Origin of the sequence: Klebsiella terrigena (genome assembly GCF_006539725.1) — a bacterium.
GTDB classification, from domain to species: domain Bacteria; phylum Pseudomonadota; class Gammaproteobacteria; order Enterobacterales; family Enterobacteriaceae; genus Klebsiella; species Klebsiella terrigena.
Genome location: NZ_BJNO01000002.1, coordinates 384987 through 401408 on the forward strand (window position 1 = coordinate 384987; position 16422 = coordinate 401408).

The following is a 16422-nucleotide window of genomic DNA, read 5'->3' on the forward strand; positions in this document are numbered from 1 at the left end:
AACTCGAATTGCTGGTCTCTCTGTCTTACCCCGCTGCGAGCGGGCTTGCCGTACGTCAGGACGATTTACGTACCCGCAAATACCATTCGCACAGCAGACGTACCTGCTTACGTGTGTAGCCTTTCTCCATCATCCGGTCGACGAAGTCGTCGTGCTTTTTCTGCTCGTCGGTAGAGGTTTTGGCGTTGAACGAAATAACCGGCAGCAGCTCTTCGGTATTGGAGAACATCTTCTTCTCAATAACCGTGCGCAGTTTTTCGTAGCTGGTCCAGTTCGGGTTGCGTCCGCTGTTATTTGCTCTGGCGCGCAGCACGAAGTTGACTATCTCGTTACGGAAGTCTTTCGGGTTGCTGATCCCCGCCGGTTTTTCAATTTTTTCCAGCTCCGCGTTCAGCGATTCACGGTCAAACAGCTGGCCGGTATCCGGATCGCGGTACTCCTGATCCTGAATCCAGAAATCCGCATAGGTGACATAACGGTCAAAAATGTTCTGCCCGTATTCGGAGTAGGATTCGAGATAGGCGGTCTGGATCTCTTTGCCGATAAACTCGGCGTATTTCGGGATCAGGTAGCCTTTGAGGAACTCGAGGTAGCGCTCCGACTGCTCCTGCGGGAACTGCTCGCGTTCGATTTGCTGCTCGAGGACGTAGAACAGATGCACCGGGTTAGCGGCAACCTCGGCGTGATCGAAGTTAAATACCCGCGACAGTATTTTAAAGGCGAAGCGGGTGGAGAGACCGTTCATGCCTTCATCGACGCCGGCATAGTCGCGATACTCCTGGTAGGATTTCGCTTTCGGGTCGGTATCTTTCAGGCTCTCACCGTCATAGACGCGCATTTTAGAGTAAATGCTCGAGTTTTCCGGCTCTTTCAGGCGCGACAGAATCGAGAAGCGCGACAGCGTTTCAAGAGTGCCTGGGGCGCAAGGCGCGTGGGTCAGTTCGCTGTTGTTGAGCAGTTTTTCATAGATACGCATCTCTTCGGAAATGCGCAGGCAATAAGGCACCTTGACGATATAGACGCGGTCGAGGAAGGCCTCATTGTTTTTGTTATTACGGAAGGTCACCCACTCAGATTCGTTCGAGTGCGCGAGGATAATCCCGTTAAACGGCAGGGCGGAGATCCCTTCTGTGCCATTATAGTTGCCTTCCTGGGTCGCGGTCAGCAGCGGATGCAGCACCTTAATCGGCGCTTTGAACATCTCGACGAATTCCATAATCCCCTGGTTGGCGCGGCACAGGGCGCCGGAGTAGCCGTAGGCATCCGGATCGTTCTGCGCGTAGTGCTCGAGCTTGCGAATATCAACCTTACCGACCAGGGCCGAGATATCCTGGTTGTTCTCATCGCCGGGTTCGGTTTTGGCGATGGCAACCTGCTCCAGAATCGACGGCCACACCTTGATGACGCGGAATTTGGTGATATCGCCGCCAAACTCATGCAGGCGCTTGGCCGCCCACGGCGACATAATGGTGCCGAGATAGCGGGTCGGTACGCCATATTCCTTATCGAGGATCTGCGCATCTTCCTGCGGATTAAACAGGCACAGCGGGTGGTCGTTCACCGGGCTGCGCTCGCCGTTGGCGCTCAGCACGTAAACGGGTACGCGCTGCATTAATGATTTCAGACGCTCGGCAAGGGATGATTTACCGCCGCCCACCGGCCCCAGCAGATACAGAATCTGTTTCTTCTCTTCCAGACCTTGTGCGGCATGCTTCAGGTAAGAAACGATCTGCTCAATGGCATCTTCCATGCCGTAAAACTCTTCAAATGCCGGATAGCGTGCGACAACCCGGTTTGAAAAGAGACGGGACAGCCTTGGCTCCAGGGCCGTATCGACCATTGCGGGTTCACCAATGGCCATCAGTAGCCTTTCTGCCGCGTTGGCATAAGCACTGCGATCTTGCCGGCAGATGGTAAGAAACTCCTGCAGTGTGAACTCTTCGTCCTTGGCAGCTTCATAACGCTGGCGATAGTGATCGAATATATTCATGGCATGCCGTCCTTTCGTATTTAGCACAAGTTGAGAGCGTTCATATGAATAGTGGGTGCTCCCGGAAGAGGTAAGCAGAGCGCGACGTCTACTGATTCTCCAGCAACCCTTATGCCAGGTTGTCGACGAGATTAAGATAACGCGCCCTGCAATGACGCCTTCTAAATTAAAGCGTAGATGCATTTAGAAAACTTGCATGCAGCGAAAAATCAATTTCAATGACATATCAATAACTCATCCTAAAAAAGGCCGCTATTTCGCACGTCTTGCCAGGGACCTTCATCCTGTTGTCATGAAGCCGCAGGTGCGGGCTCGCGAATTGACGAGAGAGTGAGTCATTTTTTGTAATGACGGGTAAAGAATTTGAGGCATGAGGCCTACGACGTTAAACTGCCTGCGCGGATTATTTGACAAACGGGAATATGGATTGTGAAGAAGATCAAATCTCTGGCACCAGGCGTGTGTCTTTTGGCTTGTGTCTCGGCAGCGCACGCCGACGGGAAGTTAACGCTGGGGGCCGGCGTGGGTATCGTCGAAAGCCCGTATAAGCAATATGACGTTGACGTTTACCCGGTGCCGGCTATCAGCTACGAAAGCGATAACTTTTGGTTCCGCGGCTTAGGCGGCGGTTACTATTTATGGAATGACGAGACCGATAAGCTGTCGGTTACCGCCTACTGGTCGCCGATGTACTTTAAGCCCGGCGACAGCGACAGCGAGCAGATGCGTAAGCTGGATCGGCGTAAAACGACGATGATGGCCGGGCTCTCCTACGTGCACAATACCCAGTATGGCTTCCTGCGTACGGTGCTGGCCGGCGACACGCTGGACAAAAGCAACGGCATTACCTGGGACATGGCCTGGCTCTATCGCTATACCAACGGCAACCTGACCTTAACGCCGGGTATCGGTATGGAGTGGAGCAGCGACAACCAGAACGAATACTACTACGGCATCTCGAAGCGCGAATCCGAGCGCAGCGGCCTGCGCAGCTACGACCCGGATAGCAGCTGGAACCCGTATCTCGAACTGTCGGCAAACTATCGCTTCCTCGGCGACTGGAGCGTGTACGGCGTGGCGCGCTACACCCGTCTGTCCGACGAAATCACCGACAGCCCGATGGTGGACAAATCCTGGAGCGGCCTGATTTCTACCGGGATCACCTACACTTTCTGATAGTGCATCTTTATAGAGATATCTGTGCATCAAAACAGGGCGTAATGCCCTGTTTTGCATTGCGGTGGTGCAAGATTAACAGGAGGTAGCGATGAGCGTAAAAATGCGCCGTTTCGGCGACCAGCAGGCGGTTCCCGCCATCGGGCAGGGAACCTGGTATATGGGGCAAAGCAGCGCGCATCGTGCGCAGGAAGCGGCTGCACTGCGAGCGGGCGTTGAGCTCGGGCTGACGGTTATCGATACCGCCGAAATGTACGCCGACGGCGGGGCGGAAGAGGTGGTGGGCGAGGCGATTCACGGCCTGCGCGACCGCGTGACGCTGGTGTCCAAAGTCTATCCCTGGCACGCCGGCGGGCACAAAATGCGCGAGGCCTGTGAAGCCAGCCTGCGTCGCCTGAAGAGTGATTATCTCGATCTCTATCTGCTGCACTGGCCGGGGGAGTTCCCGCTGGCCGAAACCGTCGAGGCGATGGAGGCGCTGGTTGCCCAGGGCAAAATTCGCCGCTGGGGCGTCTCCAACTTCGATACCGACGATATGCAGGCGCTGTGGCAGGTGCCCGGCGGCAGACGCTGTGCGACCAACCAGGTGCTGTACCATCTGGCATCGCGCGGCATTGAATACGATCTGCTGCCGTGGTGTCAGCAGCAGCAGCTGCCGGTGATGGCCTACAGCCCGCTGGCTCAGGCCGGTCGCCTGCGCGACGGTCTCATGAATCATCCCGCTCTCAACGGCCTGGCGCGGGAAAAGGGCGTCACGGTCGCGCAGCTCCTGCTGGCGTGGATCATCAGCCACGAAGGGGTGATGGCGATCCCAAAAGCCGGGAGCATTGCCCACGTCAAAGAGAACGCTGCCGCGCTTGAGTTGGTGCTCGATGAGAACGATATCGCGGTGATGGAACAGGCCTTTCCGGCGCCGGGGCGCAAAACGCCCTTAGATATGGTGTAAGGGTGCTGATTTTGTAACGGTATCTACGTGATTCGTTGATGGATATCAATGCTCAGCCGTGCTTCTCCTCCTAAAGATAAAAGAAAAAGGAGAATCACATGACTGAACCTAACAAACCCCTGGACGTGAAGCTGGCTTTTCCCCTCTGGAAAGCCGCCCTGACAATCCTGTTCGGCGCACTTATCTGGTTTATCCCTCCCCCCGATGGGTTAGCCATTCACGCATGGCAAATGTTTGCTATTTTTACCGCAACGATCTTTGCCATCATCCTGAAGGTAATGCCGATGGGGGCGGTGACGATGATCGCGCTGATCGTCTCCGCATTTTTAGGGGTAACGCCTCTCTCGCCGGGCAAGAGCGACAAAGTCGCGGCGCTGTCCGGCTTTGCCAACGGTACGATCTGGTTGATTGGTATCGCGATGTTTATCTCCCGGGCGGTGATTAAGACCGGGCTGGGCAAGCGGGTGGCGCTGTGGTTTATTTCCAAATGCGGTTCAAGCATGCTGGGCGTCGCCTATGGTCTGGCTCTCTCTGACGTGGTCCTCGGGCCGGGCATTCCCTCGGCATCGGCGAGGGGCGGCGGCATTATGTATCCGATCACGCAGTCCATTGCCACTGCCTACCAGTCGGAGCCCGGCCCAACGGCCAGAAAAGCCGGCGCCTTTTTAATGCTCTGCGTTTCTCAGATTGACGCCATTGTCTGTACGATGTTTTTAACGGCGATGGCGGGTAACCCGCTGATCGCCGAACTGGCGAGAAGCCAGGGCATTGAAATCACCTGGACGACCTGGTTTGTCGGCGCGATCGTGCCGGGGATCGCCTCGCTGATCCTGCTGCCGCTGGTGCTGTACGCTATTTATCCGCCGCAGCTGAAGAAAACGCCGGAAATCCCGGCGATCGCCAGAGAAGAGCTGCGCAAGATGGGGCCGATGTCGCTGGCGGAAAAAATCCTCGCGCTTGATTTTGTCCTGCTGATCCTGCTCTGGACGGTGGGCGACATTTTCTTTGCCATTCCCGCCACCCTTTCCGCGTTTATTGGGCTGATGGTGCTGCTGGTCAGCAATATTATGTCGTGGAAAAATATCATCGAAGAAAAAACGGCCTGGGATACGATGTTCTGGTTTGCCGTGCTGGTGATGATGGCCAACGCGCTCAATAAATACGGCATGATTAGCTGGATATCTGAGCGAATTGTCGGCTACGTCGGCCACTTTGCATGGATAACGGTGTTTTTACTGCTGGTGCTGGTCTATTTCTATACCCGCTACTTCTTCGCGTCGGCGATGGCGCATATTTCCGCGATGTATCTGGCGTTTCTGGCCGTTGCCGTTTCCGTCGGCGTACCGCCGCTGTTCGCCGCCCTGGTGCTGGGCTATACCTCTAACCTGTCGATGGGCCTGACGCAGTACTCTGGCGGCCCGGGGCCTGCTCTGTTTGGCTCCGGCTATAACACCGCGGGTCAGTGGTGGGGCGTCAGTTTCGTGGTGTCGGTGGCGTCTATTCTCATCTGGCTGGTGCTGGGGGGCGCGTGGATGAAGCTGGTGGGGTTCTGGTAACGCCGCAGCGCCTGCGGCGTCATGCGTAAAAAAACAGGGCCATTGCGCCCTGTTTTTGATCCTGCGTCTGTGGCTCAGGAAGCGCTGCGGTTTTAGCGCCGCGTGACGCGAATAGTCTGCGCCAGGCGAGACGGCTTCTCTTCGCTGGCTTTCTGCGGCTCGGTAACGCAGCAGGTTTCGACGCAAACGAAGGTTTTGTAGCCGTCGTCCGGCATATCGCCCATGCTCACGGACAGCGCCGGGCCTGGGTTCCAGCCCACCACGTTGTGGTGATGATGATGGACAACGTCAATGCTGCGGTTCAGCGCGCCGTCGTGGATAACGCTGCAGGCATCCGCGTTGAGATAGACGCGGTCGGTGCGATCCGGGAAGGTCTCTTCGCCGTTGCTCAGCACGCCTTCCTGGGCGTTGTTCACCTTATCGATATAGCGATCGCCGAGGCCGCTGACCTTCACCGCCGCGATATCCCCAACGTTGAAGTAGCTGTGCAGGGCGGAGGTGGTTTCAAATTCGCCGTGCGCTTCCAGTTCGATTTCGCAGGTTTTACCCAGCTTGAAGCGCGCGTACAGCGTAAATTCGTGCGGCCAGTACTGACGGGTCTTATCGCTGCTTTTCAGTTCGAAGGTCAGCATCACGCCGCTTTCATCTTCATCATGGCCCTTCAGCGTCCACGGCAGATTGCGGGCGAAACCGTGGGAGGGAAGGCCCTGCTGTGCCGACGGACCAAACCACGGCCAGCAGACAGGCACGCCGCCGCGCAGCGCGACGCCGGTTTTAAACGGCGTGTTCCCGCTCAGCCACAGCACCTCTTCTTCTCCGGCCGGTTTCCAGGAGAGCAGGTGCGCGCCCTGGTAGGCGACGGAGGCTTTGACCAGCGGATGGTCAACGACAATCAGCTCGAGATCGTCAAGCTGGCGGCGGGAGAGGGTAGGGGTAACTTGTTCAATAACCGGGAGAGCAAATATTTTGTTAATCATGGTGCAATCCTTGGTGTGCAGGTACTGAGTTAAGCCATAAAAAAAGGCGACCGAAGTCGCCTTTTTGGATCAGGTTCTCATCTCAACTTATTTGGAGATGTGAGCGATCAGGTCCAGAACTTTGTTGGAGTAACCAGTTTCGTTGTCGTACCAGGAAACCAGTTTCACGAAGTTGTCGTTCAGTGCGATACCCGCTTTAGCATCGAACACGGAAGTGCAAACTTCGCCGTTGAAATCGGTAGATACAACGTCGTCTTCGGTGTAGCCCAGAACGCCTTTCATTGCGCCTTCGGAAGCAGCTTTGATTGCTTTCTTAATTTCTTCATAAGAAGCAGCTTTTTCCAGACGAACGGTCAGGTCAACAACGGATACGTTCGGAGTAGGAACGCGGAACGCCATACCGGTCAGTTTGCCATTCAGTTCTGGCAGTACTTTACCAACTGCTTTAGCAGCACCGGTAGAGGACGGGATGATGTTCTGGGATGCGCCGCGGCCGCCGCGCCAGTCTTTGTGAGACGGGCCATCAACGGTTTTCTGAGTTGCGGTGGTCGCGTGAACGGTGGTCATCAGCGCTTCGACGATGCCGAAGTTGTCGTTGATAACTTTAGCCAGCGGTGCCAGGCAGTTAGTGGTGCAGGATGCGTTAGAAACGATGTCCTGGCCTTCGTATTTGTCAAAGTTAGCGCCTTTAACAAACATCGGAGTGTTGTCTTTGGACGGGCCAGTCAGAACGACTTTTTTCGCGCCAGCAGTGATGTGTTTACGAGCGGTTTCGTCAGTCAGGAACAGACCAGTTGCTTCAGCAACGACGTCAACGCCTACTTCGTCCCACTTCAGGTTAGCCGGATCGCGTTCAGCGGTAACACGGATTTTTTTACCGTTAACGACCAGATGACCGTCTTTCACTTCAACGGTACCGTTGAAACGGCCGTGAGTGGAGTCATACTTCAGCATGTAAGCCATGTAGTCAGCGTCTAACAGGTCGTTGATTGCAACGATCTCGATGTCAGAACGTTCTTGAGCAGCACGGAAAACAATGCGACCGATACGGCCAAAACCGTTGATACCTACTTTGATAGTCATATATTCCACCAGCTATTTGTTAGTGAATAAAAGGTTGCCTGTAAAATTACAAAAACCTTACGCAGCGTCAAGCGGAATCGTGTCAATCATTGCGACAAATCAATCCTGAGCACACCTTTGCGCGATCGATTTGCCTCACTCTCCCTTTGAGCCCAATTCCATATGGGGACTGCGCGCGGAATTTTAAAGGTCGTTAAAGATAAAAATGTGATTTGCATCACAATTATCTAGCTGCCCATCGGCATCGAATAAGTTTAGAACAAAAGTCCACGCTTCATTGTTAATGTTTTGTTAGAATCGAGCAGTTAAAGTTGTCCTTTCACAGCGAGAAGCATGCACATGTCGAATAAACCCTCCTCGGACGAGCTCAAAAAAGAGTTGAGCGAGATGCAGTTTTACGTGACGCAGAATCACGGCACCGAGCCGCCGTTCACCGGCCGACTGCTCCACAACAAGCGAGACGGCGTCTACCACTGCCTGGTGTGCGACGCGGCGCTGTTTCACTCGCAAACCAAGTACGATTCAGGCTGCGGCTGGCCGAGCTTTTTTGAGCCGGTGAGCGATGAGGCTATTCGCTACCTGAATGATTACTCCCACGGTATGCAGCGCACGGAAATTCGCTGCGGCAAATGCGATGCTCACCTTGGGCACGTCTTCCCGGATGGTCCGCAGCCGACCGGCGAGCGTTTTTGCGTAAATTCGGCGTCGTTAAGCTTCAACGACGATGATAACGGCGAGCAGATCAAGGGTTAGAGAAACGATTCAGCAAATTATTCCAATGCGGAGTTGAGCGGACGATGGATATCGAGCAAATTATCGACAGTATGACCCCGGAAGTTTATCAGCGTCTGGCTACGGCGGTAGAGCTGGGAAAATGGCCGGATGGGGTGGCGCTAACCCCGGAACAGAAAGAGAACAGCCTGCAGCTGGTGATGCTGTGGCAGGCGCGACACAACGTCCAGGCCCAGCATATGACGATTGATACCAACGGGCAGATGGTGATGAAGAGCAAGCAGCAGCTGAAGGTGGAGTTTGGCATTACGCCAGAACCTATTGCGACGTTTAAATCCTGAGCGGCTCGCGCGGGGATGCTTACGCAGGCCCGGCGGGTTTCGCCGCCGGGCGCTGAAGCTTTACGAACCGGTTACTTCTTGTTCATCATCGCTTTAAGATCGGCAAACGGGTTATATTTCGCCTCACCGACGCTCTTCTGCGCGTCTTCGCCCGCCACCACCGTTGAGCCATACTGATCGGCTTCCGTGTACTTGGAGTGCTCGTGGTCGTGACAGTACAGGCACAGCATCTCCCAGTTACTGCCATCTTCCGGGTTGTTGCCGTGATCGTGATCGATATGGTGCACGGTCAGCTCACGCAGGTTCGAATAGACAAATTCACGGGAACAGCGTCCGCAGACCCACGGGAAGAGTTTTAGCGCCTTTTCGCGATAACCGACTTCCAGACGGGCGTAGTTTTTGGGGATAAAAGCCATAAAGCCCCATGCCTCCTGTAGCAAATGAAAAGCTGCGCCAAAGCCTGGCGCAGCCGATTGCAACAATCATAACCTATCCCAGGACGCGACACACCTCATCTCCTCCAGAGCGCCGAGTCCCGCGCTGCGGGGCCGTAACGGTCCGCAGGCTAGTGCTTAATGCCTAACGACTCTGCCAGCTGTTTAGCCAGCTGATTTTGCTCGTCAGCGCCGTACTCCCAGAACATCGCCCCTGCCAGCCCCTTACTCTTGATATAGTCGGCCTTGAGGGCCACGGAGCGCGGGTTTTCGTAGGAGAGCGCAAACAGCGCCTTGCCGTCCGCCGACTGCACCGACAGCCACGGCACCTTCGCCTGCTCATCCCAGTGCTCGCTAAAGCGCTTGTGCGGATCGTTAAGCAGCTTCGCGACGATATCGTTGTACTTCACGTAGGTATCTTTGCTCAGATCGAAGCCGAGAGATTTGAACAGCGCGATCTGCTCGCTGCCGAAGTACGGCTGGGTGACGGGATTTTTCTGCGCATCGGGTTTGCTCCAGTCGATACCCGGCTCAACCGCCCGTTTTGGCACCCGGCCATAGAAACCGATGCCGAGGTTCATCTGGCTCGGCTTTAAACCGGCGGCAAGATAGTTATTAACCACAAAATCGGCGCTGTACTTATCCGCTGCCGCCACCGTCGGCCAGCGCGTTGAATCGTACAGATTCGAGTTGAAGTACTGGGTGCCGTAGGCCATGTCGTAGGTCATCAGGTTGATGTAATCCAGCAGCGGGGCGATAGCTTTGACATCGACCCAGCTTTTAGGGCTTTCGGCGTTGGCACCCACGGCGATGGTCACCAGCTTTTTATGGCCAAATGCGCCACGCAGCTCCTTCAGCAGGGCGGTGAAGTTATCGCGATCGGCAGGCTGGCTGGCGACCAGTCCCCACGCGCCGTTGACCGGATACTCCCAGTCGAGGTCGATACCGTCGAGGCCATACTGCGCGACGATCTCCTGCGCCGAGCGGATAAACGTCGCGCGGCTCTCCTCGCTGGCCGCTGCGCCGGAAAAGCCGCGTGCGCCCCAGCCGCCAACGGAGAGCAGAACCTTCAGCTCCGGGTTCTGCTGGCGCAGGGCGGGGATTTTGCGTAAATCAGCCTGCACTTTTGGCGACAGCCAAATCTGATGCAGGCGGGCAGGGTCTTTTAGCGCCGCGTTGGTTTCATCCTTTTCGTCGTTGTAGACCAGGCCAAAGGAGTAGTTGAGGTGGGTGATCTGGCGCACGTCCAGCTTATCGATGTCGCCGCCCGGACCGGCGGTCACGTCGCCGCCGCCGTTAAAGTAGCCGACGGACATCAGGGTTTGAGCTGAGACTGCAGAAGCGCAAAGCAGGGGTAATGCTGCCAGCAAAGGCAAAAGTTTCATGGACGATCCTCTTTGACATTAAAAAAGCAAACACGCCACGGAATGGCGTGGCGAAAAAATAGCCCGCCCACACTATCAGCAATAGCCTGTTGAATCTGCGAGTTAGCTCAATGAATCGCGCAGAGGAAGCGCAAGGGAGTGGCCCGAAGCGGCGGCCTCGGGCGAGGGGTCAGGCCTGGGTTTCCAGCCAGTCGCTGAGGGTATAGAGCGTCGCGCCGGCGGCGGCCATGGCCATAAAGGCGTGGGCGCTGTCCTGCGGCTGGATATTGACGCCGCGACAGCCGTCAGTAATCACGTTAACGCGATATCCGAGGTTGAGCGCATCGAGCACCGTAAACTGGACGCAGTAGTCGGTCGCCAGACCCAGCACGATAAGCTCGGCGATCCCGCGCGCGCGCAGCCAGTCGTCAAGCTGAGTTTTGTGGCGATGGCCGTTGTCGAAAAAGGCGCTATAGCTATCAATCGCCGGGTTTTCGCCCTTGTGGAACACGGCGGCGATATCCTGCTGCTTAAGCAGCGGATGCAGCTCTGCGCCGGCGCTGTGCTGCACGCAGTGATCCGGCCAGAAGGTCTGCGCCAGCCCGTCGAGCTCACCCTGCGAGTAGGGCTCGGCCTGGTGCTGGCTGGCGAAGCTGCCGTGGTTTGCCGGATGCCAGTCCTGGCTGGCGACCACGATTTCGCCGCGCGCCAGGCTCCAGTCGATCAGCCGGTTGGCGACATCAACGGTGCTATCGCCCTGCGGCACGGCGAGCGCGCCGCCCGCGCAAAAATCATTTTGTAAATCAACCAGCAGCAGTGCTCGATTGGTCATCATCAGCTCCTTACTCATCGGGAGTCAGCTCGCCGCGCAGGTTTTCCTGCATCAGGCGGCGAATGGCCTCAACGTCCAGATTCTGGCTCAGCAGGTAGTGCAGCTTGGTCAGCGTCGCCTCGACGGTCATATCGAAACCGCCGATCACGCCCGCCTGGGCGAGGGCGTTGCCGGTGGCATAGCCCCCCATGTTGACCTTGCCGGACATACACTGCGTCAGGTTAATGACCACAATCCCGCGCTGGCTGGCTTCGGTCAGAACCTGAATAAACTCGCCGTTCTGCGGGGCGTTACCGACGCCGTAAGAGCGCAGGATCAGCGCCTTCACCGGCTGACGGAGGAAGTTGCGCACCACGTCGGCGGAGATCCCCGGGTAAATCGTCACCACGCCGATCGGCTGCGGCGTAATCGGGTGCACGATCAGCTCGCCCACGCCGTGCGGTGCCGGCGGCGTCCCGAGGCGGCGAATGTGGATCCCGGCCTCCAGCAGCGGCGCCAGGTTAGGCGAAGCAAAGGCGTTGAAGCCGTCGGCATGGGCTTTGGTGGTGCGGTTGCCGCGATAGAGGCAGTTGTTGAAAAACAGCGCCACTTCGTTAATCGGATAGTTCGCGGCAACGTACAGCGCGTTCAGCAGATTGATCTGCCCGTCGGAGCGCAGCTCTGCCAGCGGGATTTGTGACCCTGTCACAATTACCGGCTTGCCCAGATTCTCCAGCATGAACGACAGCGCCGAGGCGGTAAACGCCATGGTGTCGGTGCCGTGGAGGATCACGAAGCCATCATACTCATCATAGTGGGCGCGGATGTCTTCCGCGATATGCTGCCAGTCCTCCGGCGTCATATCGGACGAATCCATCAGCGGGGCATATTCGTGAATGGTAAAGTCCGGCATCTCCGGACGGTGGAACTCAGGCATCAGTGCGAGCTGACGCTGCAGGTGGCCGGAAACGGGGATATAGCCGTGTTCGGAGCGCTGCATACCGATGGTCCCACCGGTGTAGGCAACGTAAATCGATTTCTTTTGCATAACATCGCTTAGGTTGTACGTAGACAGGCGCAGTATAAAGTGGTCGCGAAAAAAATACCCGTCATACTTCGAGCTGCAGATGCGTTGGCGGCGCTTGCTCACCCCAGTCACATAGTGGCCTATGCTCCCGGGGATTCGCTCACTTGCCGCCTTTCTGCAACTCGAATTATTTAGGGTATACCCGTTATTCGGGTTACAGATGTGCTGGCTGCGTATGCTCGCCCCGTGGCCTGTGCTCTCGGGGATTCGCTCACTTGCCGCCTTTCTGCAACTCGAATTATTTAGGGTATATCCGTTATTCGGGTTACAGATGTGGTGGCTGCGTATGCTCGCCCCGGTCACATAGTGGCCTATGCTCCCGGGGATTCGGCCACTTGCCGTCATCTTGCAGCCGGAATTATTTAGGGTATACCCGTTAACTTGAATGCAGATATGTTGGTTGGATTTGCTCACCCCGGCCTGTGGCCGGGGTTTGCTGTCGAACGAGGAGGGCTAGCGGATATTGGCGCAGGTTAAGCAGAAGGCGTAGCGGTTCTGCGGATCGTTAAACGCCGCCAGCTTGTCGCTTTCGGCTTTCACCGCATTAGCGGCGGCCGCGACGGGCGCAGGCAGCCAGGCCTGCAGCGCCGTCGGCAGAGAGGCGCGAACGGAGCCGGTCAGGCTATCAACCACCATTGAGAAGAAGGTCGGATCTTCCTGGTAGTAGTCGATGTGCCACTGCTTCAGCTTCGCCAGCTCAGCGGCTTTCGCCACCGCGTCATCGAAGTCGCCGAGGCTATCCACCAGGCCGTTGGCTTTGGCATCTTCACCGGTCCAGACGTGGCCTTGGGCAATCTGGTCAACTTTCTCCGGCGTACTCTTACGCGCGTTAGCCACCAGAGTAATAAAGCGCTTATAGCCGTTCTCAATGCTCATCTGCATCATCTGCTGCACTTCTGGCGGCAATGATTTGGTGGTGGAAACATCCGCCAGCGGCGACGTTGATACGCCGTCGGTATGCACGCCGATAGAGCCGAGGGTGTTTTCAACGGTGTTGATCACGCCAAAGATGCCGATTGAACCGGTGAGGGTGCTCGGGTTCGCCACGATGTAGTCCGCAGGGGTAGAGATCCAGTAGCCGCCGGAGGCTGCCATGCCGCCCATGGAAACCACCACCGGTTTGCCTGCCGCTTTCGCCGCCGCCAGCTCTTCGCGAATCACTTCCGAAGCGCTGACGCTGCCGCCGGGGCTGTTAACGCGCAGCACGATGGCTTTCACCTTCGGATCGAGGCGCGCATCGCGGATCTGGGCCGCGGTGGTATCGCCGCCGACGTTGCCCGGCGTTTCTTCACCGTCCATGATCGCGCCGTTGGCGAAGATAACCGCAATCGAGGCGCCCTGGTCGGAAGGCGTCTTAACGCTGTAATCGTAATAGCTGATGGCGCGATAGTTGTTATCCGCCTTGCTCCAGCCAAACTGTTTGGTCAGCGCCTTTTCGATGTCGGTGGAGGTTGCCAGCTCGTCAACCAGCTTGCTGTCCAGGGCGTATTTCGCCGTATCACCATCGACCTTACGCAGGCCGTCGAGCACGCCCTGAGCGCCGGGGAAGAGCTGCTGGGCGGTGATCTGCCGGTTGGCAGCGATGGTATTGAGATAGTTCTGCCACAGCTCGCCTATCCAGCGGCCGTCGGCTTCACGGGCGGCAGGAGACATATCGTCGCGGATAAACGGCTCGACCGCTGACTTGTAGGTGCCGACGCGGAAAACGTGGGTTGAGACCTTCAGCTTGTCGAGCAGCGATTTGTAGTACAGGCCGTTAGTGGCAAAACCGTGCAGATCGACTTCGCCCTGCGGCGAGAGCCAAATTTTATTGGCGAAGCTTGCCAGATAGTACTGCCCCTGGCTGTAGCTGCTGCCGACGGCGTAGACCGGCTTGCCGCTATCGCGGAATTCGCGCAGCGCTTTACCGATGTACTGCATCGACGGCTGGTCACCGCCGGCAAAATTTTTCAGATCCAGCACGATACCCGTGATATTACGGTCGTCTTTGGCCTGACGGATGGTTTGTACGATATCAAACAGCGAGTTTTCCTGCAGGCGATCGGAGCTGGCGCCAAACAGCTGACGGCCAATGACCCCAAGCTTGCTGCTGGCTGAAGGCTTGTCGACCACCACGCCGGTGATATTCATCAGCAGCGCGCCGCGGGCGGCATGCTCGGTAGTGGTGCTGCTGAACTGCGCCCAGATGCCGAAGCAAACCAGCACCAGCAGCAGGAAAACCAGGTTCAGCGCGAGCTGACGAACAAAATTAAGTACTCGCCACGTCCATTTAAAAAATCCGGCAATCAGTCGCCAAAGGGTTCGCATGTATTCTCCCTAACATTATCAAAAGTGGGCTAACCGCAGGGGCTGCCGCGTCTGGCTATCCTAAAGAGACCATCGGCGCTTGTCAGCAGGAATCACCCGTCGGGCTGTAACAAAATTCGTGTGCATGTTAATTTTATGAAAAATAACCTCACAGGAGTCACATAGATGGATGCTCTCGACCTACTGATTAACCGCCGCAGCGCCTCGCGCCTGGCTGAACCAGCCCCGGCCGGCGAACAGCTGGAAAATATCCTGCGCGCCGGCCTGCGCGCCCCGGATCACGGGACCTTACAGCCGTGGCGGTTCTTTATTATTGCCGATGAAGGGCGCGAGCGCTTCAGCCAGCTGTTGGAAAAAGGCGCCGTTGCGGCCGGACAGGATGAAAAGGGCGTCGAGAAAGCGCGCAGCGCGCCGTTCCGGGCGCCGCTGATTATTACCGTGGTTGCCCGCTGCGAGGATCACCCCAAGGTGCCTAAGTGGGAGCAGGAGATGTCGGCGGGCTGTGCGGTTATGGCGATGCAGATGGCCGCGGTTGCTCAGGGATTCAACGGTATCTGGCGCAGCGGAGCGTTAACCGAAAGCGCCATCGTGCGTGAAGGGTTTGCCTGCCGCGAGCAGGATAAGATTGTCGGTTTCCTCTATCTGGGTACGCCGCAGCTGAAGGCATCAACCAGCATCGCTCTGGCCGACACCGCGCCGTTCGTCGTGCGTTTCTGAGGATAAATTGCCCGGCAGGCGACTGCCGCCGGGCTGCTTCAGGCGCTACTTCTGCTGCTTAGCAAACTCATCTTTCGCTTTCTGCAGCTGCTGCTGGAAAGCCGGGTTGGTATGCAGCGTCGCGACGACCGCCGAGCCGACAATGCGCGCGGCGTCGACGTCACTTTGCCAGTGATAGCCGCAGATCACCCGGCTCTCGCCGAGCTCGTAGCCGCGCTTGAGAATCTCATTCTGCCGCTGCGGGTTAACTTCGGCCAGCACCAGCGCCGTGGCCCAGCCGATAGAGGTATGGCCGGAAGGATAGGAGCCATTCTTCGACAGCTTATCCTGCTCGGTGGTGTTGCAGGTGGCGACGCCGTAAAACGCGAACGGACGAATGCGCATGTACTTCTCTTTCGCCCCGCGGGTCGCCAGGTCGCCGGCATCTTCAATCATATTGGTCAGCAGCTTGTGCAGCGCCGGCGCGTCCTTTTCGGTGATCGGGGAGCCGAATGCGCCGGAGAAGGCGTTCGCCACGCCGCCTGCGCTGAGGTTTGCGTCCTCTGCCGCCAGCTTACCGCGCTCGGTGGCCCGCAGCAGACGTCCTTTTTCATACATCGCCTGATCGTTTAAAAAGGCGATGCTGCCCACTTCCGGCGGCGGCGGCAGGAGCGCCAGGCTATCGATGGCCTGAGCATTTTTCAGGTAGTAGAGGTCAGGTTTAGTCGTGGCATCGTTACCCGTTGCCGTCAGGGCAAAAGCGTTAACGGAGAAGAGGCCTGCCAGGCAAAGGGCGAGAACGCGCTTTTTCATCAAAATTTCCTTTCGTTGTTATCACTCCAGAGAGAGCAGAACGTTTTACTGTCACATTTCTGTCATCTTTTAGTTAAAGTTAAAATGACGCTGAAAAAATTGTTCTCTA

The 16422-nt window shown here is 56.9% G+C and carries 15 protein-coding genes; 6 read left to right on the plus strand and 9 right to left on the minus strand.

All coding sequences use genetic code 11. The features are described 5' to 3' along the window. Positions 1 to 55: 55 nt before the first annotated feature. Positions 56 to 1990: a protein kinase YeaG gene (gene yeaG / locus RTE01_RS04650; RefSeq protein WP_041145102.1), complete on the minus strand. Its 1935-nt coding sequence runs from the start codon at positions 1988 to 1990 to the stop codon at positions 56 to 58. Positions 1991 to 2419: 429 nt separating this feature from the next. Between yeaG and RTE01_RS04655 the strand changes: the two genes are divergently transcribed. The 3 genes from RTE01_RS04655 to RTE01_RS04665 all read left to right on the plus strand — a co-directional run bounded on the left by RTE01_RS04655 (position 2420) and on the right by RTE01_RS04665 (position 5668). After that, positions 2420 to 3166 carry a MipA/OmpV family protein gene (locus tag RTE01_RS04655; RefSeq protein ID WP_134525645.1) on the plus strand — a complete coding sequence of 249 codons (747 nt, stop codon included), beginning with the start codon at positions 2420 to 2422 and terminating at the stop codon, positions 3164 to 3166. A gap of 91 nt (positions 3167 to 3257) precedes the next feature. After that, positions 3258 to 4112 carry an aldo/keto reductase gene (locus RTE01_RS04660; protein WP_123551294.1) on the plus strand — a complete coding sequence of 285 codons (855 nt, stop codon included), beginning with the start codon at positions 3258 to 3260 and terminating at the stop codon, positions 4110 to 4112. A gap of 98 nt (positions 4113 to 4210) precedes the next feature. Further along, the gene (locus tag RTE01_RS04665) at positions 4211 to 5668 is read left to right on the plus strand and encodes a DASS family sodium-coupled anion symporter (protein WP_041145105.1); all 1458 of its coding nucleotides are present in this window, start codon (positions 4211 to 4213) and stop codon (positions 5666 to 5668) included. A gap of 92 nt (positions 5669 to 5760) precedes the next feature. Here RTE01_RS04665 and RTE01_RS04670 read toward each other — a convergent pair whose 3' ends face one another. Beyond that, the gene (locus tag RTE01_RS04670; RefSeq protein ID WP_041145106.1) at positions 5761 to 6645 is read right to left on the minus strand and encodes a D-hexose-6-phosphate mutarotase; all 885 of its coding nucleotides are present in this window, start codon (positions 6643 to 6645) and stop codon (positions 5761 to 5763) included. An 87-nt stretch (positions 6646 to 6732) separates the two neighbouring features. Beyond that, positions 6733 to 7728: a glyceraldehyde-3-phosphate dehydrogenase gene (gene gapA / locus RTE01_RS04675; RefSeq protein ID WP_041145107.1), complete on the minus strand. Its 996-nt coding sequence runs from the start codon at positions 7726 to 7728 to the stop codon at positions 6733 to 6735. Between the two features lie 339 nt (positions 7729 to 8067). Between gapA and msrB the strand changes: the two genes are divergently transcribed. Continuing rightward, a complete protein-coding gene (gene msrB, locus RTE01_RS04680; RefSeq protein ID WP_041145108.1) occupies positions 8068 to 8481 on the plus strand; it encodes a peptide-methionine (R)-S-oxide reductase MsrB in 414 nt (137 codons plus the stop codon). Between the two features lie 44 nt (positions 8482 to 8525). Then, complete coding sequence (locus RTE01_RS04685) at positions 8526 to 8801, plus strand: YeaC family protein (protein ID WP_041145109.1); 276 nt, start codon at positions 8526 to 8528, stop codon at positions 8799 to 8801. Positions 8802 to 8872: 71 nt separating this feature from the next. Here the strand turns inward: RTE01_RS04685 and yajD are convergent, their stop codons facing one another. The 5 genes from yajD to sppA all read right to left on the minus strand — a co-directional run bounded on the left by yajD (position 8873) and on the right by sppA (position 14804). Then, positions 8873 to 9217: an HNH nuclease YajD gene (gene yajD, locus RTE01_RS04690; protein ID WP_041145110.1), complete on the minus strand. Its 345-nt coding sequence runs from the start codon at positions 9215 to 9217 to the stop codon at positions 8873 to 8875. A 149-nt stretch (positions 9218 to 9366) separates the two neighbouring features. Beyond that, on the minus strand, positions 9367 to 10620 hold the full coding sequence (locus tag RTE01_RS04695; protein ID WP_141334736.1) for a glycoside hydrolase family 18 protein: 1254 nt from the start codon (positions 10618 to 10620) through the stop codon (positions 9367 to 9369). A gap of 169 nt (positions 10621 to 10789) precedes the next feature. Next, positions 10790 to 11431, minus strand: coding sequence for a bifunctional nicotinamidase/pyrazinamidase (gene pncA / locus RTE01_RS04700; protein ID WP_041147587.1), 642 nt, complete (start codon positions 11429 to 11431; stop codon positions 10790 to 10792). Positions 11432 to 11441: 10 nt separating this feature from the next. Further along, positions 11442 to 12458: an asparaginase gene (gene ansA / locus RTE01_RS04705; protein WP_134525647.1), complete on the minus strand. Its 1017-nt coding sequence runs from the start codon at positions 12456 to 12458 to the stop codon at positions 11442 to 11444. Positions 12459 to 12950: 492 nt separating this feature from the next. Then, a complete protein-coding gene (sppA, locus tag RTE01_RS04710; RefSeq protein ID WP_041145113.1) occupies positions 12951 to 14804 on the minus strand; it encodes a signal peptide peptidase SppA in 1854 nt (617 codons plus the stop codon). Positions 14805 to 14969: 165 nt separating this feature from the next. On the opposite strand from sppA, the gene RTE01_RS04715 reads away from it, so the two are divergent. Then, positions 14970 to 15521, plus strand: a complete 552-nt coding sequence (locus tag RTE01_RS04715) for an NAD(P)H nitroreductase (protein WP_041145114.1) — start codon at positions 14970 to 14972, stop codon at positions 15519 to 15521. 45 nt (positions 15522 to 15566) lie between these two features. On the opposite strand, the gene phoC is transcribed toward RTE01_RS04715, so the two are convergent. Continuing rightward, positions 15567 to 16313 (minus strand): acid phosphatase PhoC, encoded by a 747-nt coding sequence (phoC, locus tag RTE01_RS04720; protein WP_041145115.1) that lies wholly within the window; start codon positions 16311 to 16313, stop codon positions 15567 to 15569. Positions 16314 to 16422: the final 109 nt, after the last annotated feature.